This is a genomic window from Actinomadura syzygii, assembly GCF_008085905.1.
GTDB classification, from domain to species: domain Bacteria; phylum Actinomycetota; class Actinomycetes; order Streptosporangiales; family Streptosporangiaceae; genus Spirillospora; species Spirillospora syzygii.
The window spans coordinates 531,741-553,531 of the sequence record NZ_VSFF01000009.1 but is presented as its reverse complement, the minus strand read 5'-3'; the positions used below and the strand labels follow the sequence as shown (position 1 = coordinate 553,531).

17 protein-coding genes are annotated in these 21,791 nt (G+C 71.3%); 13 read left to right on the top strand and 4 right to left on the bottom strand.

The genetic code is table 11. From position 1 onward, the window contains the following. Positions 1–270 precede the first annotated feature (270 nt). Both FXF65_RS25375 and FXF65_RS25370 read left to right on the top strand, forming a co-directional pair. Complete coding sequence (locus FXF65_RS25375; protein ID WP_148352498.1) at positions 271–711, top strand: OB-fold nucleic acid binding domain-containing protein; 441 nt, start codon at positions 271–273, stop codon at positions 709–711. A gap of 29 nt (positions 712–740) precedes the next feature. Continuing rightward, positions 741–1,529: a DUF3159 domain-containing protein gene (locus FXF65_RS25370; protein WP_187412492.1), complete on the top strand. Its 789-nt coding sequence runs from the start codon at positions 741–743 to the stop codon at positions 1,527–1,529. Between the two features lie 73 nt (positions 1,530–1,602). Here the strand turns inward: FXF65_RS25370 and FXF65_RS25365 are convergent, their stop codons facing one another. Together FXF65_RS25365 and FXF65_RS25360 are read right to left on the bottom strand one after the other, a co-directional pair. Next, positions 1,603–2,262 carry a potassium channel family protein gene (locus FXF65_RS25365; RefSeq protein WP_148352497.1) on the bottom strand — a complete coding sequence of 220 codons (660 nt, stop codon included), beginning with the start codon at positions 2,260–2,262 and terminating at the stop codon, positions 1,603–1,605. Beyond that, positions 2,262–2,927: a potassium channel family protein gene (locus tag FXF65_RS25360; RefSeq protein ID WP_148352496.1), complete on the bottom strand. Its 666-nt coding sequence runs from the start codon at positions 2,925–2,927 to the stop codon at positions 2,262–2,264. Before FXF65_RS25360 ends, FXF65_RS25365 begins: the two co-directional genes overlap by 1 nt. 225 nt (positions 2,928–3,152) lie before the next feature. Between FXF65_RS25360 and FXF65_RS25355 the strand changes: the two genes are divergently transcribed. The 8 genes from FXF65_RS25355 (at position 3,153) to FXF65_RS25325 (ending at position 15,818) form a co-directional block, all read left to right on the top strand. After that, on the top strand, positions 3,153–5,186 hold the full coding sequence (locus FXF65_RS25355; RefSeq protein WP_148352495.1) for an APC family permease: 2,034 nt from the start codon (positions 3,153–3,155) through the stop codon (positions 5,184–5,186). Then, positions 5,179–6,516, top strand: coding sequence for a class I SAM-dependent RNA methyltransferase (locus FXF65_RS25350; protein ID WP_148352494.1), 1,338 nt, complete (start codon positions 5,179–5,181; stop codon positions 6,514–6,516). The genes FXF65_RS25355 and FXF65_RS25350 overlap by 8 nt, the downstream gene beginning before the upstream one ends. Before the next feature lie 127 nt (positions 6,517–6,643). Further along, entirely contained in the window at positions 6,644–7,846 is a 1,203-nt protein-coding gene (locus FXF65_RS25345; protein WP_148352493.1) for a helix-turn-helix domain-containing protein, read from the top strand. Between the two features lie 60 nt (positions 7,847–7,906). Continuing rightward, positions 7,907–8,128 carry a hypothetical protein gene (locus tag FXF65_RS25340; protein ID WP_148352492.1) on the top strand — a complete coding sequence of 74 codons (222 nt, stop codon included), beginning with the start codon at positions 7,907–7,909 and terminating at the stop codon, positions 8,126–8,128. Between the two features lie 67 nt (positions 8,129–8,195). Continuing rightward, a complete protein-coding gene (locus FXF65_RS43930) occupies positions 8,196–8,360 on the top strand; it encodes a hypothetical protein (protein ID WP_222868731.1) in 165 nt (54 codons plus the stop codon). Positions 8,361–8,652: 292 nt separating this feature from the next. Then, a complete protein-coding gene (locus tag FXF65_RS25335) occupies positions 8,653–10,392 on the top strand; it encodes a phospholipid carrier-dependent glycosyltransferase (protein WP_148352491.1) in 1,740 nt (579 codons plus the stop codon). A 4,513-nt stretch (positions 10,393–14,905) separates the two neighbouring features. Continuing rightward, positions 14,906–15,151 carry a hypothetical protein gene (locus FXF65_RS45960; protein WP_222868747.1) on the top strand — a complete coding sequence of 82 codons (246 nt, stop codon included), beginning with the start codon at positions 14,906–14,908 and terminating at the stop codon, positions 15,149–15,151. Between the two features lie 166 nt (positions 15,152–15,317). Beyond that, positions 15,318–15,818 (top strand): DUF6221 family protein, encoded by a 501-nt coding sequence (locus FXF65_RS25325; protein WP_148352490.1) that lies wholly within the window; start codon positions 15,318–15,320, stop codon positions 15,816–15,818. A gap of 15 nt (positions 15,819–15,833) precedes the next feature. Here FXF65_RS25325 and FXF65_RS25320 read toward each other — a convergent pair whose 3' ends face one another. After that, positions 15,834–16,859, bottom strand: coding sequence for a glycoside hydrolase domain-containing protein (locus tag FXF65_RS25320; RefSeq protein ID WP_148352489.1), 1,026 nt, complete (start codon positions 16,857–16,859; stop codon positions 15,834–15,836). 214 nt (positions 16,860–17,073) lie between these two features. Here FXF65_RS25320 and FXF65_RS25315 point away from each other — a divergent pair, with 214 nt between their 5' ends. Both FXF65_RS25315 and FXF65_RS25310 read left to right on the top strand, forming a co-directional pair. Beyond that, positions 17,074–18,084, top strand: coding sequence for a DUF11 domain-containing protein (locus FXF65_RS25315; protein WP_148352488.1), 1,011 nt, complete (start codon positions 17,074–17,076; stop codon positions 18,082–18,084). Between the two features lie 72 nt (positions 18,085–18,156). After that, positions 18,157–19,083 (top strand): LLM class F420-dependent oxidoreductase, encoded by a 927-nt coding sequence (locus FXF65_RS25310; protein ID WP_148352487.1) that lies wholly within the window; start codon positions 18,157–18,159, stop codon positions 19,081–19,083. 76 nt (positions 19,084–19,159) lie between these two features. On the opposite strand, the gene FXF65_RS25305 is transcribed toward FXF65_RS25310, so the two are convergent. Continuing rightward, positions 19,160–20,866, bottom strand: a complete 1,707-nt coding sequence (locus FXF65_RS25305) for an MFS transporter (RefSeq protein ID WP_148352486.1) — start codon at positions 20,864–20,866, stop codon at positions 19,160–19,162. A gap of 173 nt (positions 20,867–21,039) precedes the next feature. On the opposite strand from FXF65_RS25305, the gene FXF65_RS25300 reads away from it, so the two are divergent. After that, entirely contained in the window at positions 21,040–21,777 is a 738-nt protein-coding gene (locus tag FXF65_RS25300; protein ID WP_246199079.1) for a TetR/AcrR family transcriptional regulator, read from the top strand. Positions 21,778–21,791: the final 14 nt, after the last annotated feature.

The window sequence follows — 21,791 nt, the reverse complement described above, 5'->3', positions numbered from 1 at the left end:
CCGAGTGATCTACCGCTGCTGGCTCGACGGCGTCCCCTACGACCCCACCAGACACGGCGCCGCAGCGGCCCGAACCAAGCAAGCGATCACTCCATCTGCCGCTTGAGGTTGACACAGGGGGTGTCATGGCTCTTCCTTCCGTCTGGAGCGGAATGCTCTGTTCCGATAGTACCAGAACGGAATGCTCCATTCCAATACCTCGCCGCGAAGCCATGCCGGGATGGGGGCTAGGGGGTCCGATTCGTCCGGTCATGCCATACGCTTCGAACCATGGACGAGGTTTCCGCCGGCACGCCTCAGGGCGCCGGGCCCGGACGGCGCGGGCGCGGCGGCCGCCCCCCGGCCAAGGGCGGCGGCCTGCGGCGGTTCCTGCGCCGGATGGCGTCGAGCACCGCCGAGCTGGAGGCCGAGGAGCTGCAGCGGACCTCCGGTGACGAGGGCGCGACCCCGATCACCGAGTGCGGCGAGCGCACGCGGCACTGCGTGGCCGGTACGCTGCGTACGGTGACGCTCCGGCCGCGGGGCGGCGCCCCGGCGCTGGAGGCCGAGCTGTACGACGGCACCGACGTGATCAGCCTGGTGTGGCTCGGCCGCCGCAAGATCGCCGGCATCGACCCGGGCCGCATGCTGCGCGCCGAGGGGCTGGTGAGCGTCCAGGACGGGCGCAAGGTGATGTTCAATCCGCGATACGAGCTGCGCGGCGGGTCCTGATGCCGCTGCCGGCGGCCGGGAGTGGCGACGTGAACGAAGTGGAGGCGGGCGCCGAGCCCGCGACGGACGGCCCGGAGCCCGCTCCGGAGGCTCCGGAGACGGGCCCGAGACCCGGCGCCGAGCCCGGCCCGCAACCCGGCCCCGAGCCCGGCGGCGCGAAACCCGCCTCGGGGGCGGCCGCGCACGACACCGTCGAGGCGGCCGTCCGCGCCCAGTTGAACAAGGCGCTCGGCGGCGTCCGCGGCATGGTCGAGGCCGCCGTCCCGACGATCGCGTTCACCGCCACCTACGTCGTCGCCAAGGACATCAAGCTCGCCGTCGCCCTCGGGGTCGGCGCGGCGGTGGTGCTGCTGCTCGTCCGGATCGTCCAGCGCTCCAGCCCGCAGTTCGTGCTGAACAGCCTCGTCGGCATCGCGATCGCCGCGTTCTTCGCGCTGCGCTCCGGCAAGGCCGAGAACGCCTTCCTGCCCGGCATCATGCTGAACGCCGGGTACGCGGCCGCCATGGTCTTCTCGATCGTGGTGCGCTGGCCGGTCGTCGGGTTCATCATCGGCTCGGTCACCGGCGACCCGACCGCCTGGCGCCGCGACCCGGGGATCGTGAAGCTGTGCTCCCGGCTCACCTGGCTGCTGGTGCTGCCGTGCATCGCGCGGGTCGCCGTCCAGTACCCGATCTACCTCGCCGACGGCGACCAGAGCGGCCTGCTCGGCGCCGCCAAGATCGCCATGGGCTGGCCGCTGCAGGTGGCCGCGCTCGCCGCCATGGTCGGCCTCCTCGCCCGCGGCCGGACGCCGATCGAACGCGAAGGTCCCGCCTGACCGTCCCGTCCACGGGACGCGAAGAACCCGCCAGGCCGTCGTCGGCCCGGCGGGTTCCGTCGTTCACCGGAGGTCAGTGGCCGCCGAGGAGTTCCGCGAGTTCGTCCTCGACGTCCTGGCTGGCCACGAACATCAGCTCGTCGCCGGGCTCCAGCGTGTCGTCGGACGTCGGGACGAGCACCCGTCCCTCCCGCAGGATCGCCACCAGCGCCGTGTCGCGCGGCCAGCTCACCGAGCCGACCCGCTCCCCGCCGAGCGGCGCGTCGTCCGGCAGCGTCAGCTCGACGAGGTTCGCCTCGCCCTGCCGGAACGTCATCAGCCGGACGAGGTCGCCGACGCTGACCGCCTCCTCCACGAGCGCCGACAGCAGCCGGGGCGTGGACACGGCGACGTCCACCCCCCACGACTCGTTGAACAGCCACTCGTTGTTCGGGTGGTTGATCCGGGCCACCACGCGCGGCACCCCGTACTCGGTCTTGGCGAGCAGCGACACCACCAGGTTGACCTTGTCGTCCCCGGACGAGGCGACCACGACCTGGCAGCGCTCCAGCGCGGCGTCGTCCAGCGCGGAGATCTCGCAGGCGTCCGCGAGCAGCCACTCGGCGCGCGGGACCATCTCCACCTTGATGGCCTTCGGGCTCTTGTCGATCAGGAGCACCTCGTGCCCGTTCTCCAGCAGCTCCGCGGCGATGGACCGGCCCACCGCGCCCGCCCCGGCGATCGCGACCCGCATCAGGACTCCTCCCCGCTCCGCGCCGCGACGGCGGTGTTGACGCGCTCGAGGTCGTCGGCGCCCGCCATGATGTGGACGATGTCGCCGTCCTGGATGACCGTGTCCCGGTCGGGGACGAGGGCCTCACCCATGCGCGACAGGAATGCCACCCGCGTGCCCCCGTGCTCCTCCAGCGCGCCGACCTTCTCGCCCACCCACAGGTGCCCCGAGTCCAGCTCGGCGAGGACGACCGCGCCGGTCGGGTCGCGCCACAGCGGCTCGGCGCCCTCGGGGAGCAGCCGGCGCAGGATCTGGTCGGCGGTCCACCGGACGGTCGCGACAGTGGGGATGCCGAGGCGCTGGTACACCTCCGCCCGGCGCGGGTCGTAGATCCGGGCCACCACGTTGTCGACGCCGAACGTCTCGCGCGCCACCCGGGCCGAGATGATGTTCGAGTTGTCGCCGCTGCTGACCGCGACGAACGCGGACGCGCGCTCGATCCCGGCCTCGGCGATCACGTCGCGGTCGAATCCGAACCCGGTGATGCGGCGGCCCCGGAACCCGCTGCGCAGGCGCCGGAACGCCTCCGGGTTCTGGTCGATGATGGCCACGGAGTGACCCTTGTCCTCCAGTATGTGGGCGAGCGTCGAGCCGACCCGCCCGCATCCCATGATCACGATATGCACGGCCGTTCCCTCTATCCGTCCAGGGGGGACGTTCCCCCTGTACCCCCCGCGCCGTGCACGGCACTCATCGCCCACAGCCATGCCGTGCTGCACCCGAGGATCGTTTCCTGTGAATGATCCCTACCGGGCTGCAAACCTACACATCCGCCCAGGGGAGTACTACCCGGCGGGACGGGCACGGGGGCGGGGCTGAGACGTCGTTTCCACGGGCTAGAGTCTCCTCTCGTGTCAAAGGTTCCGGACCTTGCGAAGCGGCTGCTGCTCGGACGCGCGCTCAGCAGCGCTCAGCAGCACGAGCAGCTTCTGAAGAAACGCATCGCGCTGCCGGTCTTCGCCAGCGACGCGCTGTCGTCGGTCGCCTACGCTCCGCAGGAGATCCTGCTCGCCCTCGGCGCGGGCGGCCTCGTCATGTACCACTACACCCCGTGGGTCGCCGGGGCGGTCGTGGTCATCCTGCTGACGGTCGTCGCCTCGTACCGGCAGAACGTCCGGGCCTACCAGAGCGGCGGCGGCGACTTCGAGGTCGCCACCGAGAACCTCGGGAGCAACTGGGGCGTCGTCGTCGCGAGCGCCCTGCTGGTCGACTACGTCCTCACGGTCGCGGTGTCGGTCTCGTCCGGCGTGGAGAACCTCGGCGCGCTGCTGAAGTTCATGCAGCCGCACGAGGTGATCGTCGCGATCGTCATCGTCGTCCTGCTCACCCTCGGCAACCTGCGCGGCCTCAAGGAGGCCGGGATCGCGTTCGCGATCCCCACCTACCTGTTCATGTTCGCCGTGATGAGCATGCTGCTGTGGGGCGGCGTCCGGCTGATCGCGGGCACGAACCTGGAGGCGGAGACCGCGCACTACCAGGTCCGCGGCGACGAGACCGACCTCGCCGGGTTCGCGCTCGTCTTCCTCCTGCTGCGGGCGTTCTCGTCCGGCTGCGCCGCGCTGACCGGGGTCGAGGCGATCAGCAACGGGGTGCCCGCGTTCCGTAAGCCGAAGGGCGAGAACGCCGCGAAGACCCTTCTCGCGCTCGGCATCGTCGCGATGACGATGTTCGGCGGCGTCACCGCGTTCGCCTACATCACCGACGCCAAGTTCGCCGAGCCCGACCAGGGCAGCCAGCTCATCAACCCCGAGACCGGGCGCGCGGTCGTGGACGCCGACCCCGTCATCGCCCAGGTCGCGCACACCGTGTTCAGCAACTTCGAGCTCGGGTTCGCGCTCGTCACCGCGATGACCGCGCTGATCCTGTTCCTCGCCGCCAACACCGCCTTCAACGGGTTCCCGGTGCTCGGCTCGGTGCTCGCGCAGAACCGGTTCCTCCCGCGGCAGCTCCACACCCGCGGCGACCGGCTCGCGTTCAGCAACGGCATCATCATCCTCGCCACCATGGCCGGGCTGCTGATCTACGCCTACGACGCCTCGGTCAGCAGGCTGATCCCGCTCTACACCGTCGGCGTGTTCGTGTCGTTCACGGTCAGCCAGGTCGGCATGGTCCGGCACTGGAACCGGCTGCTCGCCACCGAGACCGACCCGGCGCAGCGCCGCCGGATGAAGACCTCCCGGGGCATCAACGCCTTCGGCGCCACGCTCACCGGCATCGTCCTCGTCGTCGTGCTGATCACCAAGTTCGCGCTCGGCGCCTACATCGTGTGCATCGCAATGCCGCTGCTGTTCCTGCTGATGAAGGCGATCAGGCGGCACTACGACCGGATCGCGGCGGAGCTCGTCCCGTCCGGCGAGGACGTCGCGCTGCCCGCCCGCAACCACGGCATCGTGCTCGTCTCCAAGATCCACAAGCCGACGCTGCGGGCGCTGGCGTACGCGCGGGCGACCCGTCCGTCCACGCTGGAGGCGGTGACGGTCGCGGTCGACGCGGCGGAGTCGCAGCGCCTCCAGGACGAGTGGGACGCGCTCGACATCCCCGTCCCGCTGAAGATCCTCGACTCCCCGTACCGGGAGATCACCAGGCCCGTCCTGGCGTACGTGAAGGGCATCCGGCGCAAGAGCCCGCGCGACGTCGTCACGGTGTTCATCCCCGAGTACGTCGTCGGGCACTGGTGGGAGCAGCTCCTCCACAACCAGAGCGCGCTGCGGCTCAAGGGGCGGCTGCTGTTCCAGCCGGGCGTCATGGTGACCAGCGTGGCGTGGCAGCTCCAGTCGTCCGACCGGCTCAAGGGACGGGTCGAGCCGCCCGGTCCGGGCGCCTCCCGGCGTCCGCCGCGGACCGGTTCGCGCCCCGGTGCCGGTAGTGTTTCAGAACGTGACTGATGTGGAGCCCGACGTCCTTGAACTGCAGGTCGGCAACGTCGCGAACGGTGGTTTCTGCGTCGCCCGGCACGAGGGACGGGTCGTCTTCGTCCGGCACGCGCTGCCCGGCGAGCGGGTCCGAGCCCGCGTCACCGAGAGCGCCCGGAACTTCCTTCGCGCCGACGCCGTGGAGATCCTCGAAGCGTCCCCCGACCGGGTTGAGCCGCCCTGCCCGTTCGCCGGTCCCGGCCGCTGCGGCGGCTGCGACTGGCAGCACGCCTCCCTCCCCGCGCAGCGCGCCCTGAAGGCCGCCGTCGTCGAGGAGCAGCTCCAGCGCCTCGCCGGGATCACCCGGACGGTCACCGTCGAGGAGGTCCCGTACCCGGTCGACGGCGACGTCGTGCCGCCGCCCGGCCTCGGCTGGCGCACCCGCGTGCAGTTCGCCGTGTCGTCCGGGGCCGTCGGGCTGCGGCGGCACCGCTCGCACGACATCGAGCCGATCGACGAGTGCCTGATCGCGCACCCCGGCGTCGAGCTGATGGGCATCGAGCGCAAGCGCTGGCCGGGCGCCTCCGGCGTCGAGGGCATCGTGTCCGCGACGACCGGCGACCGCCTGGTCGTGCTGCGCGGCCGCGACCGCCGCAAGATCCGGGTGCCGCGGCTGGACGTGCCGGTCCGGCTCGTCCGCGGCAAGCCCGAGCCGGGCGCCGCGCTCCCGTACGTCCGCGAGGAGGTCGGCGGACGGCTGTACCAGGTCAGCGGCAGCGGCTTCTGGCAGGTCCACCCGGGTGCCGCGCGGCTCCTGGCCGACGCCGTCCTCGACGCGCTCGAACCGAAGCCCGGCGACATCGCCCTCGACCTGTACTGCGGCGTCGGCCTGTTCGCGGGCGTCCTCGCCGACCGGGTCGGCCGCGACGGCCTCGTCGTCGGGATCGAGTCCGACGGCCAGGCCGTCCGGGACGCCCGCTTCAACCTGCGCGACCTGCCGAACGTGTCGATCGAGCGCGGCCCGGTCGAGGAGGTCGTCGCCGATCTGGAGTTCGGCCGCGCGGACGGGACGTCGCGCTCGCAGAACAAGCGGACCGGCACCCACCACCGCGGGGAGCGCGTCCGCCGAGCGGACGTCGTCGTCCTCGACCCCCCGCGCGCGGGCGCCGGCCGCGAGGTCGTCGACCACATCACCCGCCTCGCCGGCCGCAAGATCGCCTACGTCTCCTGCGACCCCGCCACCCTGGCCCGCGACCTCTCCTACTTCAGCGACCGCGGCTGGACCCTGGAAACCCTCCGAGCCTTCGACGCCTTCCCCATGACCCAGCATGTAGAGCTTCTGGCAACCCTGATCAAAGGCTGACCAACACCCTGATCCGCGCATTCACTGACCCGCGCATTCACTGGCCTGCGATGGACGCGGAGCCCTGACGGATGAAGGCCCTGCGCCATAGCCTGGGAGCGTCGAGGTCCCAGGAGGTGCAGGGCCTGTGCGTGAGGACACCTCAGAAGGCGTTGGCCCCCGTCTCGCCCGCACGCGGAAACTGCGCGGCCTGACTCAGCAGCAGCTCGCCGAGCGCGTCCCCTGTTCCAAGAGCCTTATCGCCCAGGTCGAGCGCGGGCACAAGCCCGCCTCGCAGGCGCTCATCGCGGGCGCGGCGCGGGCCCTGCGCGTGGAGGTCGGCGAGCTGACCGGGCAGCCCTACCACGACGGCACGCCCCGCGAGGACCTCGTACACGCCGCGATCCCCGGACTCCGGCGCGCTCTCCTCGGCTGGGACCTGCCGGACGAGGACGTGCGCCCCAGGCCGGTCGCCGCGCTGCGAGCAGACGTCCAGCGCGCGTCCAAGCTCGGCCGAGACGCCTACTACGGGCGGCTCGGTGAGATGCTGCCCGGTCTGCTGGAGGAGCTGACCACCGCCGTGCACGAGGCTCCGTCCGCGGACAGGGCGGCGCTGTTCGCGCTGCTGTCCGAGGCGTACACGGGCGTGACCGCGATCGCCTACACGCTCGGGTACTTCGACCTTCGGAGCTTGGCGATGGAGCGGGTGGAATGGGCGGCACGGCAGTCCGACGATCCGCTGCGGGTGGCCCGTACGCAGTGGCAGCGCTCAACCTTGTTCCTGGTGAGCGCATCGTACGAGCGTGGCGCGCGGCTGCTGAATCGGATCAGGCACGACCTCGGTGAGGACGTCGGGCGCATGGACCCGGCGACGCTGAGCGTGTACGGCGCGACGCACCTCCGCTCGGCGATCTTCGCGGCGAGGAAGCCGAACGCGGGGGAGGCGTGGCTGCACATCGCCGAGGCCCGGGACGCGGCCCGCCTGCTCGATGCCGACGCCAATCATTACGGGCTGGAGTTCGGGCCGAGCAACGTCGCGATTCACGAGGTCGGAGTGGCCGTCGAGATGTACGACGGCACCGAGGCCGTGAAGCGCGCCGCGCGGATCCGGCTACCGCCGACCGTCGCGCCGGTCCGGCTCGGCCACTACTACATCGACCTCGCGCGCGGCTGGCTCTACCACGGCAACCGGGCCAGGGCGCTGGAGACCCTGTACGCCGCGCGGCAGGCCGCACCGCAGCAGACCCGCCATCACCCGCAGGTCCGTGAGACGGTACGGATGCTGACCGACCTGGAGCGGCGGCGGCCGAAAAGCCTGAGCGGGTTCGCGTCGTGGCTGGGCATCCCCTGAATTCCAGGGTTTCACCGACCGTGAAACTTCGGAGCGTGCTCGCCACGGCACGCTGGGAACATGACTGCGATTACAGTGGGACACCCCGACGCGGAGACCGCCAAAGCCCAGCTCAAGGCCGAGTTCCCCGCCTGGTCCATCATCTGGACCGACACCGGCAAATGGTGGGCGACCCGCGGGCCGCTCACCCGGGAAGAGCTCAGCGGCGTCGCGGACGTCTCGGCTGACACGCCCGAGGGGCTCGCCGAGAAGATCCGGGAGGTCATCCGCAATGACCGGTGACGCGACGGGAACTGGCCTCGCGAGCACACCAGACGGATACGAGGTCTATGGCGGGAAGTGTGACGGGGTGTACGTCATCGCTGAGCGGGACGGGCCGGTCGTGGGCGCTTTCTACGCTGTGCCCGGTTGGCCGAACTGGTGGCGCGGCCACAGCTTCGGGAAGGTGCGGCAGGTGTTCCAGCCGGGCGACGTCGACCCCTTGGCCGTCGCCGAGCGCTTCCTGAGCCGATGAGTGGCCTGCCCGACCCTGCACCCCCGTCTTGGTCGCGGAGGTGATCCTGGTAATGGCCGGGTCCGTGGGGTCGGGTTTACTTTAGGCGAAGGTTGCCTATGTGTTTCGCCAATGGCGACTTGGTGAGGGCTGTGGATTCCCGTGTCCTCGGTACGGTGCCTTGCGAGCTGCAAAATGTGGCTTTGGGGGTTTGGCCCCACAAAATGGATCGCAGTCGATGGGCCCGTGGAATGTGCGGAAGATAGCCCGGTAGCGGACGTTGGCTGCGGCGAGACCTTGGGGAAGGTCGGTCATGCTTGGCGTCGACGTCGCGCTCCGTGAACGGGTCCGGACGCAGGTAAGGGCGGCGAATCAGCTTCCCCTGTGGCCGTTGTTGCTCGGCGCGGGCTGGCTTTCGCAGGTGTTGCTGCGGGTGGCGCTCGGCAGCGGACGGAACGTCCCGCTGTACGTTCCCGACGAGGTCGGATATCTGCTGGGCGGACGGTTGTTCGCCGGGGGAGCGGTCGGCGACCTCACCGGGCGGCCACTGTATTACAGCGGCTATTCGCTGCTCCTGACCCCGGCGAGCTGGCTCAGCGACAATCCCGCGACGGTGTATCACATCGTCCTGGTGATCAACGCGTTGCTGAGTTCGGCGGTGCTGCCGCTGGCCTACCTCGCACTCCGTCGCGTTGGAATGGCCCAGGTTCCCGCCTACGTCGCCGCGACTTTGGCCGCGTTGGTGCCGTCGAACGTCCATTACAGCCAGTTCGCGCTGACCGATGCGGTATTGCCGGTGATCGTGCTGGCCTGGCTGCTGGCGGTGCATTCCTGGCTCACGTCCCAGAAGCAGACGCCCGGCGTGCTCGCCAGCGTGCTCGCCGCTTACCTTTCCTGGATCCATGTTCGCGGCTTCATCTTCGTCGTCGCGTTCGCGGGCCTGCTGGGCGTGGCGTGGTGGCGGCGCTGGGCCGACCGTCGCGGTGTCACCGTCATGGCGTGGTTGCTCGTCGCGACCACCATCGTGGGGATTCAGCTCAACGACTGGGTGCGCTCGCAGCTCTACCCCCGAGGCGCATATGCGTTGGACGGTCTGCTGGTCGACCGGCTCACCAGCCTTTCCGGACTGGGATGGACGCTGTCGCTCACCGCCGGGAAACTGTGGTACCTGATCGTCTCGACCTGGGGCATCGCCGGACTGGGGCTCGTAGCCCTTGTCATCGTCACGGTGCGCGACCACGCGCCTTTCGGCACCCGCGTAACGGCGGCGCTGACCCTCATCTGCACGGCCGGTCTCGCATTCGCCACTTCTGCCGCCACGCCGGACGAGAACACCGTTTCCAATTTCGTCTACGGCCGGTACCTGACCTGCCTGGTGCCGATCCTCTTCATGGCCGCCGCCGTCCTTGCGGTGCGCGCACCGGTCGTCACCGCGCTCCAGGCCGCGCCCATCACCACGGCGGTCACCCTGGCCGCCGGAGCCATCGTCTGGCTGAGCGCAGGGAGCCGCCTTACCAGGGGCTTCTTCCTTTCTACTGACTTCGCCGAGACTGGCTTCCTCACCTGGAAATGGGACGCATTCCGACTGTGGCCCGCCACCATCGCCGCCTTGCTGCTCCTCGTCGGAGCCGCCGCGCTGATCGCCTACGGTGGCGGGCGCGCCATCATGGCCACGGCTGGAATGATCGCCGCCCTCAATGTGGCCGCCGCGGTGGCCGCCACCAACCACATCGTGAACCCCTGGGACCACCGATACTCAGTCGCCGCCAGCCTGAAGGAAGAACTTCGGCCCGGTGACAAGGTCGGGGTGAACTTCCCTGGGCTCGATTGGCGGATCTGGGTGTTGCAGGCGTTTCAGTCTCGTCATGGGCTCGTCCCGATCGACAGCTCTGGACGCTTCGCGCTTCCGAGGGACTTGACGCTCGTCGTCGTCCCATGGGCCAAGGGCACGGTGATGACGCACAGTTGGCCCGCCGCCCCGCCGAACTGGCACGTCGTCTCGGCACGCTTGCCGGGCGCGGGCGGCTGGGTGGCCTGGCGCCGCACAAAGTGACCCGGTCCTGAGACGGCCGGACGGCACTCTCCGTTCGCCTGCGCAATTCGGTCACCATCGTGAAATCAACGGCGAATACGGCGGGCGGATATCGGACGTTCCTCGCACTCACCCTGCATCCCTATGTTCAGGGATGAATAAGAGTGATGGCCGGATCTTCGACATGTCCCGTCCGATGCGGGTGTTGCAACGAAACACGTCCTAAGTAGGTAAATGCCAAATCCGCACCCGGCGGGGGCGGTTGGCCTGGGCATAGCTGATCAAGTGGCCATCTATATCTACGCTCTTGATCATGTGCACGTTGGCTTTTTAAATGCACTCCAATAATACACGCAAACGCGCGGCAAAAGAGGATGCGCGTCCTCATGTGTGATCGGGCTGAGGGAACGTCCGGCCCTAGTTCCGGTCTTTGCCGCACGCGGTAGGCGGCTCTTGCCTGGAGCGCTCATCGCAGGTTGGGGCGCGCCGAAGACGTCATTGGGCGTGCCGGTGATCACGAGGGAGTCACCGCGTGTTGTGCTTGTTCCTGCAACGAAGGCGCATGGTCAAAAAGGCCCTGATCATGAGTGCCTTCGTCTCGGCCGCCATGGTGCAGCCGCTGGCGACCGGTCGCGCCTCCGCCTCGACAGCCGATGACCCGCGAAAACTCGTCAGCGACGAGAAGGCGCAGGACCGGCGGCTGACCACGGACGAGATCGCCTGCGGAAAGCACAAGAAGCAGTGCTGCCAAGAGGGCAAATGCTGCCACAAAGGCAAATGGTGCAAGCACGGCCCCACCGGCCCGACCGGGCCGACGGGTCCCACCGGCCCGGAGGGCGAGAACGGCGCAACGGGCCCAACGGGCCCGGCGGGGACCACCGGCCCGACCGGCCCAGCGGGCGCTGATGGCATGGACGGCGCGACGGGTCCAACTGGCCCGACCGGCATCGGTACGACCGGCCCTACTGGACCGACGGGCGCAGACGGCATGGACGGCGCGACCGGACCCACCGGCCCGCCAGGCGCAGACGGTGCGACGGGCCCGACGGGTATGGGGACTACGGGCCCAACGGGTCCGACAGGTCCGACAGGCATGGGTCCGACTGGTCCGACGGGGCCGACTGGCGCGGAGGGTGCGACCGGACCGGCAGGCTCGGACGGTATGGACGGTGCGACAGGTCCCACGGGCCCGGCCGGTCCAGGCACGACAGGTCCGACGGGGCCGACAGGCCCAGGCGGCGCAGGCACCACAGGCCCGACCGGCCCTACCGGCCCTACCGGCCCCACGGGCCTTCCGGGCGCGGACGGCATGGATGGCATGGACGGCGTGGACGGTGCGACGGGTCCGTCAGGCATGGACGGCATGGACGGTGTTGACGGCATCGACGGGGCGACCGGTCCCACCGGCCCGACTGGCCCAACCGGTATCGGCACAACCGGTCCGACGGGCCCGACTGGTCCGACGGGTGCCGAGGGTCTGGAGGGGGCGACGGGTCCGACGGGCCCGACTGGCCTGGAGGGCGCGACCGGTCCGACCGGTGCGACGGGCCCGACAGGTGCGGACGGTCTGGACGGAGCCACCGGTCCGGAAGGCCCTACAGGCCCGACCGGCTCGGAAGGAGCCACCGGTCCCACTGGCCCGACCGGTGCCGAGGGGATCGGCGGTGCCACCGGCCCGACCGGCCCGGCTGGATTGGGCGTCACCGGTCCCACGGGTCCGACGGGTGCCGAGGGTTCGGAGGGGGCGACGGGTCCGACGGGCCCGGCCGGCCTGGAGGGCGCGACCGGCCCCACGGGTCCAGAAGGCGCGACCGGTCCGACCGGGTTCGGTGCCACCGGCCCGACGGGACCGGCAGGCCCGACTGGAATCGGCGCGACTGGGCCGACCGGTCCGACGGGCGTTGAAGGCGCCACCGGTCCCACCGGAGAGAACGGCGCGACCGGCCCGACTGGTCCGACGGGGTTGGGCACCACCGGTCCCACGGGTCCGACAGGTGCCGAGGGTGCGACGGGTCCTGCAGGCGTTGAAGGAGCAACAGGTCCGACCGGCCCCGCGGGCACCGAAGGCGCGACTGGGCCAACTGGGCCGACTGGGCTCGGTACCACTGGTCCGACGGGCCCGACCGGAGCCGAGGGCGCGACCGGTCCGACGGGCGCCGAGGGACCGACGGGCCCAACTGGCCTGGAGGGCGCCACCGGCCCTACGGGTGCGGAGGGCGCGACGGGGCCGACAGGCGCTGAAGGTGCCACGGGTCCGACGGGTGCTGAGGGCATCGGCGGTCCGACCGGCCCAACGGGCCCCAGCGGATTGGGTGCCACAGGCCCCACGGGACCGACTGGTCCGACGGGTGCCGAGGGTCTGGAAGGTGCTACCGGCCCCACAGGTCCAGAAGGCGCGACCGGCCCGACCGGATTCGGCGCCACTGGTCCGACGGGTCCTGCAGGTGTCGAGGGAGCCACGGGTCCGACGGGTCCGGCTGGCCTGGAGGGCGCGACCGGTCCCACAGGCCCGGAAGGCGCGACCGGCCCAACAGGCGCCGAGGGTACCCCTGGCCCGACGGGCGCGACGGGTCCGACAGGCGTTGCAGGTGCAACGGGACCAACAGGTGTTGAGGGGCCGACCGGGCCTACGGGTGCTGAGGGTTTGGCTGGTGCGACGGGTCCGACGGGCCCGGAGGGTGTGACGGGTCCGACGGGTGTGGAAGGCGCGATCGGCCCGACGGGCGCAGTGGGTGCCACGGGACCAACAGGTGCGGAAGGCGCGACCGGTCCCACGGGTGTTGAGGGGCCGACCGGTCCGACTGGTCCCACGGGGCCGGAAGGTGCCACGGGCCCGACGGGCGCTGAGGGCGCGACGGGTCCGACAGGTGTTGAGGGTCCGACCGGTCCGACCGGGTTCGGTGCAACTGGTCCCACTGGTCCGACGGGTGCCGAGGGTTTGGCCGGTGCGACTGGCCCCACAGGTCCGGAAGGTGCGACCGGTCCGACCGGTGCTGAGGGCGCGACCGGTCCGACGGGTGCCGAGGGTGCCACGGGCCCGACGGGTGCGGAAGGCGCGACGGGTCCGACAGGTGTTGAGGGTGCGACCGGTCCCACGGGTGTTGAGGGTCCGACGGGACCGACGGGTGTGGAGGGGCCGACCGGTCCGACTGGTTTCGGTGCCACTGGTCCGACCGGTCCCACGGGGCCGGAAGGTGTGACCGGTCCGACCGGCGCTGAGGGCGCGACTGGCCCGACGGGTGCCGAGGGTGCCACGGGACCGACGGGCGCTGAGGGCGCGACGGGTCCGACTGGTGTTGAGGGTCCGACCGGCCCGACGGGGTTCGGTGTAACTGGTCCCACTGGTCCGACGGGCGCCGAGGGTTTGGCTGGGGCGACGGGTCCGACGGGTCCGGCTGGTCTGGAGGGTGCGACTGGTCCGACGGGTCCGGAAGGTGTGACCGGTCCGACCGGCGCTGAGGGCGCGACTGGCCCAACGGGCGCCGAGGGTGCCACTGGGCCGACGGGGTTTGGTGCCACGGGTCCGACTGGTCCGACGGGACCGACAGGTGTCGAAGGTGCGACGGGTCCGACGGGTGTGGAGGGTCCGACTGGTCCGACGGGGTTGGGTGCCACCGGTCCGACGGGACCGACCGGGTTCGGCGCCACTGGTCCGACGGGAGCGACGGGGCCGACAGGTGTCGAAGGTCCTACCGGTCCGACAGGTCTCGAGGGCGCGACCGGTCCGACGGGGCCGACCGGAGTCGGGGCGACGGGGCCGACAGGTCCGACGGGGGTTGGAGCCACTGGTCCAACGGGGCCTGCGGGAGTCGACGGTGCGACCGGTCCGACTGGTGCCGAGGGTCCGACTGGGCCGACCGGGTTCGGTGCGACCGGTCCTACCGGTCCGACAGGCGCTGAGGGGGCGACGGGTCCTGCGGGCGCTGAGGGGGCGACTGGTCCGACCGGTCCCACCGGGCTGGGAGCCACTGGGCCGACGGGACCTGCGGGAGTCGAGGGTGCCACCGGGCCTACGGGTGCTGAGGGCCCAACTGGCCCGACTGGGATCGGTGCCACTGGTCCGACGGGACCGACAGGTGTCGAAGGGGCGACGGGGGCGACCGGTCCGACCGGGCTGGTTGGTGCGACCGGGCCCACGGGGCCGACGGGCGTGACCGGTCCGACGGGCGTGGAAGGTGCGACCGGTCCCACCGGGGTCGCGGGCGCCACTGGTCCGACGGGCGTTGCGGGCGCGACGGGGCCAACGGGTGTCGCGGGCGCCACTGGACCTGCGGGTGCCGTGGGGGCGACCGGGCCGACCGGGCCCACGGGTCTCGGCGCTACCGGGCCTACGGGTGCAGCCGGTGCCGCCGGTGCGACCGGGCCTGCGGGGGCTACCGGCCCGACGGGGCCGACCGGACTCGGGGCCACCGGTCCGACCGGTCCGACCGGTATCGCCGGTGCGACCGGGCCCGCCGGGGCGACCGGGCCCACGGGATCCGGGTCCACTGGCCCGACCGGGCCCACGGGGCCCACCGGACCCGCGAGCCAGGGAGTGACCCAGACCGTCCGCGTCTCGGCCTTGGTCAACATCCCCGCTGGGAACCTGGCGATCCAAGGCACCGCCTACTGCCCGGCGGGCTACACCGTCACCGGGGGAGGGGCGACCATGGGGAACACCAACGACGGGACGCTCGCGTCCACCGAGCCGTTCCCCAACGTCCAGGCGTGGAACGCCTGGGGCCGGTCGTCGTCCGCCACGACGATGACGGTTTACGCGATCTGCATGCGGATGACCTGATGACCGCTTGAGAGGCCCAGTACGGGCCGGCGCGGGGGGACGATCGCTCTTCGGTTTCGTCGGCGAAACCGAAGGGCGATCGTTCTCGTCCGACCTCCCACGCCGGAGACTCTGCCGATCTTGTGATGGCAGGATCGGGGGATCTGCGGCGGAAACGGGAGTGGCTGTGAGCGATCTGGTGGAGTTCCTGCGGGCTCGGCTCTTCGAGGACGAGGAGACCGCGCGGTGGGCGGCGGACTACCGGTCGCGTCCGAACGGGGGCGCCGACCTGTCCGGCGAGGAGCGGTGGCAGTGGGTCGACCCGAGCAACGGCGAACGGCTCAGGCTCGGCCGACGTCCCATGGACCACCTGCAGAGACCGGTCGCGCTGCGGAGCGTCAACGAGTACCCGTGGCAGAGCCGTCCGGGCTTCGGTCCGCACCACGTCCTGGACGTGCCGTTCGTCAAGGAGGGCGTGGCGCTGCACGTCGCGCGGCACTCGCCCGCGCGGGTCGTGGCCGAGACGTACCTCAAACGCCGCCTGCTCGACCTGCATTCGCGGATGAACGGCACGGGCGTCTGCCAGACGTGCGGCGAGCGCGTCCGGGACGGCGGGTGCTCGACGCTCCGGCTCCTCGCGATGCCCTACGCCGACCATCCGGCGTACCATCCGAACTGGCGGGCCTGACCAGGCGGGGTACCGCTACTTCCAGAAGAAGACCTTGGCGCTGCCCGCCGTGACGCTGGCCGGGGTCGCGCCGTGGTGGAGCAACTGGAAGCGCACCCGGTACCCCGTCCCGACGGTGTCGGCGGCGAGCCCGTACACGAGGTTCGTCTGGTCGCCGACGGAGAGGAAGTCCTGGACGGGCCCGGCCGCGAACTTGGTGGTGTCCTCGATCTCGACCTCCACCGCGCGGGCCTGGATGAGGGTGCCCGCCGGCAGGCCCTTGATCGTCGCCGCGACGGACAGGCTGTAGCGCGCCGAACCGGTCAGCAGGCTCGGCCCGCCCTTGTCCCAGTGCTGGTGCTCGCTGTCGGCGTACTCCTTGTTCCAGCTGACGTTCGTCCACTGGCCGGGCGGAATCGGCTGCTCGGTGCCGGTGGTCACGGACACGTAGTCGGGCATCTCGTCTCCCTCGGCAGAGACGCCGACGCGCCACTGCCCGTAGTCGCTCTTCACGGCGCGGTCGTAGTCGACGCCCACGCCGTTGATGTCGTGGTCGTTGGAGTACTGCTGGAGCTGGGCGCGGGCGTCCCAGTCGCCGCCCGACCAGGCGTACGTCTGCCAGCCGTAGGCGATCTTCCCCGCGTCGAACGCGCGCTTGACCGGGCCGTATCCGGCGTAGAGGCCGACCCGGTCGCGGCCGAGGACGGACGCGGCGCCGTCGAGGTAGGCGTTGATCTCGTCCTGGGCGCCGGCGGGGGCGTCCCAGTCGGCGGCGAAGTAGATCGGACGGTCGTCCGGCATGCCGCACGCCTCGGCCTGCGCGGCGGCGTCCGCGGCGTCGGCGGCGCCCGCGGACCGTCCGTCCAGCGGACGTTTCGCGGCGGACTCCCAGACGACCACCAGCCAGATGCCGGCGGCGGACAGCTCGTCCGCCTCGGCGCGGGTCAGGTTCTTGCCCGACGTGTCATGCGACAGGTACCGGCAGGCGAACTTCACCCCGGCACGTTTCAGCGCGGACGCGCCGGGGCGGCCCCAGGCGTAGTCGACACCGAAGTCAGCCATGTGAACTCCGTGGGTCGGGGGTTCGAGTCCGTCCGATTCAACAGGTTGTGTCCGGGACTCGCATCCCTTTCGGGGCGTTGGAGGCCGAAGACGCACCTCCGCGGCATGGGTAACTTTCCGTGACGACACGCGGACGTAGCGCTAGGTAGACGGTCCCGCGCTCGCTACAACGGACGTGTCCGCATGAAGGAAACGCAGGCCACGGGGGTTCATTGTGATCCGGACATGGAAGGGACGCGGTCTCGTCCTGGTGGCGGTCGCGCCGCTGCTGGGGGTCGTGCCGACGGCGGCCGTGGCCCGAGCCGACCATTCCGGCCCGCCGCCCCGGCCGAGGACGCACGCCGCACCGTCCAAGCCAAAGGCCCAACCGAAATCCAAGACGAAGACGAAGACGAAGCCCAAGACGAAGCACGCGAAACACGCGAAGCCGAAGTCCAAGGCCGACGCCAAGCCCAAGGCCGTCAAGGCGAAGAAGGACGAGGCGCACGTTCAGCACGTGCGAGCCGTCCAGCTTCAGATGGGCGCGCCGAAGCAGGACGTGGTCCCAGGACGCACCTACGAGTGGACGTACCGCGTCGTCGCGAACGGCCCGGCGCGGTCGGGCAAGGCGGTGTTCCGGACGACGCTGCCGAAGCCGCTCGCGTTCGTGTCGGGCGAGCGGAACTGCACGTCGTCCCGCGAACGGAGGGTCGTCTGCCGCCTCGGCACGATCGGCCGCGGCCAGGAGATCGCGGGCTCGATCAGGGCCCGGGTGTCCAAGCGGGCGCAACCGGACCTGAGAATAAGCCCGCGCGGGGTCGTGAGCTGGGCGGGTACCCGCGTCACCAGGCGGTTCCCGGCGGTGCGGGTCGCGCCGACCGCCGACCTCGCTCTCAGCCAGTCCGCGCCGTCGCGGTCCCGGGCGGGCGCGGCGATCCCGTACGCGATGAAGGTCCGCAACCTCGGCCCTGGGACGGCGACGAACGTGACCGTCTGGTCGGCCGGGCCCGTGAAGATCGTCGGGCGGGACACCGCGTGCATGCCCTACGGCCGCGGCAACCTCTGCTCGATCGGCACGCTGAAGCCCGGCCGGTCGCGGACGGTGCACGTCAAGGCGGTGCCGCGGCGCGACGTCCGGGCGGGGACGGTGCTGGAGTCGTCGTGGCGGGCGTCCTCGCCCACGGCCGACCCGGACCCGGCGAACAACGCCATGGCCGTCCGCACCAGGATCACCGGCCGCCGCTGAGCCGACCGCGGTCCGAACGTGTCGGCCGTGGCCGGTGTCGGACCCGGGACCCGCGGGTAGCAAGATGTGATCATGCGACTAAGGATCTTCGTCGAGCCCCAGCAGGGGGCGAGCTACGACACGCAACTGGCCGTCGCCAAGGCGGCCGAGGACCTCGGGTTCGACGCGTTCTTCCGCTCGGACCACTTCGTCAAGATGGGCGACGCGACCGGCGAGCCGGGCCCGACCGACTCCTGGATCACGCTCGGCGCGCTCGCCAGGGAGACCAGCCGGATCCGGCTGGGCACGCTGGTCACGGCCGCGACGTTCCGGTATCCGGGGCCGCTCGCGATCGCGGTCGCGCAGGTCGACCAGATGAGCGGCGGGCGCGTCGACCTCGGCCTCGGCACGGGCTGGTTCGAGGAGGAGCACACCGCGTACGGCATCCCGTTCCCGAGCCTGGGCGAGCGGTTCGCCCGCCTCGAAGAGCAACTGGAGATCGTGACCGGCCTCTGGCGGACGCCGCCCGGCGAGACGTACTCGTTCAGCGGCGAGCACTACTCGCTGGCCGACTCGCCCGCGCTGCCGAAGCCCGTCCGGCCGGAGGGCCCGCCGATCATCATCGGCGGGACCGGCGCGCAGCGGACGCCGCGCATCGCGACCCGCTTCGCCGACGAGTACAACGTCCCGTTCAACCAGGTGAAGGAGACGGGCGAGGCGTTCGAGCGGGTCCGCGCGGAGGTGTCGCGGACGGGCCGGGCGAAGCCGCTCGCGTACTCGGTGGCGCAGGTCGTCTGCTGCGGCCGGGACGAGGCCGAGGTGCGCCGCCGCGCCGACGCGATCGGACGGGACGTGTCCGAACTGCGCGACAACGGCCTCACGGGCACTCCCGCCGAACTCGTCGAGAAGATCGGGAAGTTCGCGGACCTGGGCGCCGAGCGCGCGTACCTCCAGGTACTCGACATGCACGACCTGGACCATCTGGAGCTCCTGGCCTCGGAAGTCCTCAGCAAGGTCTGACCGGCGGCCACCGTCCAGCCGACCCGGAGCACGGAAAGGCCCGCGGAGGGAAACCCCCGCGGGCCTCTCGCGCGTGTCAGGCGGTCTCTTCCTCAGGACGCGCGTGCATCGGCAACAGGAACGTCGCCAGGAACGTGAGCCCGAGGAGCCCGACCTCCACCCACAGGGTGAGCTTCATGGCGTCGCTGAAACCGCTCTTGGCCGAGTGCTCCCCAGCCTGCGCCACCGCCTTCTGGACGGCGGGCGCCGACTGCGGCGCGGTGGCGATCGCGGCCCTGACCTCGCCCTCCAGCCGGGCGCAGGACGCGGGCACGGCGGCGGCGTCCTTGGCGGTCGCCCGGTCGTGGCCGCAGTCGCGGACCCCGGCCGCGATCCGCTCCTGGTGCGCGGCCGGGACGGACACGGCGGCGAGGTCCTTGCGCAGGGCCGCCGCGCCGTCGTCGGCGGCGGCCGCGACGTGCCCGCCCAGCAGGCCGAAGAAGATCGTGCCGAGGACGGCCGCGCCGAGCGCGCTGCCGAGCTGCTGGACGGCGGTGAGCGTGCCGCCCGCCGACCCGGTCTCCGCCGGCTCGACGCCCGCGAGGACGATGTCGAAGAACGGCCCCATCAGCAGGCCCATGCCGAGCCCGGTCACGGCCAGCGCGGGGATGAGCTGCCACGGCGTGACGTCCACCCCGACGTGCTGGAGGGTGGCGTAGGTCGCGACGACGCCGCCGGCCATGATGACCGCCCCCGCGTGGATCACCGTCCGGCCGAAGCGCTGCACCGCCTGCATGATCCCGAAGCCGAGGACGATGCCGGCGGACCAGGGGATCTGCGCGAGACCGGCCTTGAGCGGCGAGAAGCCGAGGCCCATCTGGAAGAACAGCGACAGCACCAGGCCGAGGCCCGCCATGCCGGAGAAGAACACGATGCCGACGACGAGCCCGCCGGTGAAGCCGCGCTTGCGGAACAGGCTCGGGACGATCAGCGGGTCGCCGCTCGCGCGCTGCTTGCGCGCCTCGTACCAGGCGAAGACGCCCCAGACGGCCACGGAGGCGGCCATCATCAGGAACGTCCAGACGGGCCAGTCGTGCTCGCGGCCCTGGACGAGCGGGTAGATCAGCAGGGCCGCGCCGAGCGAGGCGAGCGCCGCGCCGACGAGGTCCAGCCGGGACGCGTGCTCGGCCCGTCCGGCGGGCAGGAAGCGCAGCCCGGCGAGCACGGCGGCGGCGCCGAGCGGCAGGTTGATCAGGAAGATCATCCGCCAGCCGGTGCCGAAGTAGTCGGCGTCGACGAGCCAGCCGGCGAGGACCGGGCCGCCGACCGCGGACAGGCCCATGACCGGCCCGAACATGGCGAACGCGGCGCCCATCTCCTTCGCCGAGAACATCTGCTTGATCATGCCGATGCCCTGCGGCAGCATCAGCGCGCCGAACAGGCCCTGCACGACGCGGGCGCCGATCAGCATGCCGGGCGAGACGGCGACGCCGCAGAGCAGCGAGCCGACGGTGAACCCGGCCGCGCCGACGAGGAACATCCGGCGGCGCCCGTACAGGTCGCCGAGGCGGCCGCCGGTGATCAGGCCGACCGCCATGGCCAGGGTGTAGCCGGCGGCGAGCCACTGGATGGTGGCGGCGGAGCCGCCCAGGTCACCGCGGATGGTGGGGGCCGCGATGTTGGTGATCAGCGCGTCCAGCATGTCCATGACCTCGCCGGCGAGGATCACGAAGAGGGCCGCCCAGCGCCAGCGGTACGCGGTCTCCGCCGCGCCTCTGGCGGGGTCCGTCAAGGTCTCGGTCATCGATGCCTCCGAGTGGGGGGAACAGTGTTCGTTAGTTGCGAACACTGTTCTAAAGGAGAACGCCGTTCGCGTCAAGTACGCTGTTCGAGCCGGATCGATTCTTCTCTCGCTTAGAGAAGATATATCGCGTCTCGGCCATGTCAAGATGTATCGCGAGATTGCGAGGTCCAGAGGTGGCGGACGAACGCCCGGACATGCCCACCCCGCCCGGCCGCAAGCCCCGCAGGGCCGCGCCGCCGCGGCAGCCGCTCACGCGGGACGCGATCGTCGCGACCGCCATCCGCGTCCTGGACACCGAGGGTCTGGACGCGGTCACGATGCGCCGCGTCGCCCAGGAGCTCGGCACCGGCCCGGCCTCGCTGTACGCGCACGTCTCGGGCAAGCAGGAGCTGCGGGAGCTGATGCTCGACAGCGTCGCGGGGGAGATCCGGCTGCCCGGCGCGGTCGACCCGGCGCGCTGGCAGGAGCAGCTCAAGGAGCTGGCCGGCGAGATCCGCCGGGTCTACAACACGCACCGCGACATCTCGAAGGTGTCGATGGGGCTCGTCCCCACGCTGCCGAACATGCTGGCCGTCGCCGAGGCGCAGCTCGCCCTCATGCGCGCGGGCGGAGTGCCGCCGAGGATCGCGGCGCTCGCCGTCGACACCGTCGGCATGTTCATCGACGCCGACGCCTACGAGGACGTCGTCTACACCGCGAACCTCCCCGCCGGGGAAGACCCGTGGGAGCACTTCCACAAGTACATCGAGGAAGTGCGTCAGTATTTCAAGGCGCTGCCGGTCGACCGCTATCCGAACATCGTCGCCATGGTGGACGAGTTGACGGTCGCGGGCGGCGACACGCGCTTTGAATTCGGCATCGACATCCTGCTCCGCGGCATCGCGTCCTACGTCGAGCGCCCGACTTCCTGACGCTTGACGGCGAG

Bases quoted from the DNA above. Each gene is read 5' to 3' on its own strand.
- FXF65_RS25375 (WP_148352498.1), top strand. From the start codon at position 271: ATGGACGAGGTTTCCGCCGGCACGCCTCAGGGCGCCGGGCCCGGACGG.
- FXF65_RS25365 (WP_148352497.1), bottom strand. From the start codon at position 2,262: ATGCGGGTCGCGATCGCCGGGGCGGGCGCGGTGGGCCGGTCCATCGCC.
- FXF65_RS25340 (WP_148352492.1), top strand. From the start codon at position 7,907: ATGACTGCGATTACAGTGGGACACCCCGACGCGGAGACCGCCAAAGCC.
- FXF65_RS25335 (WP_148352491.1), top strand. From the start codon at position 8,653: ATGCTTGGCGTCGACGTCGCGCTCCGTGAACGGGTCCGGACGCAGGTA.
- FXF65_RS25320 (WP_148352489.1), bottom strand. From the start codon at position 16,859: ATGGCTGACTTCGGTGTCGACTACGCCTGGGGCCGCCCCGGCGCGTCC.
- FXF65_RS25310 (WP_148352487.1), top strand. From the start codon at position 18,157: ATGCGACTAAGGATCTTCGTCGAGCCCCAGCAGGGGGCGAGCTACGAC.
- FXF65_RS25305 (WP_148352486.1), bottom strand. From the start codon at position 20,866: ATGACCGAGACCTTGACGGACCCCGCCAGAGGCGCGGCGGAGACCGCG.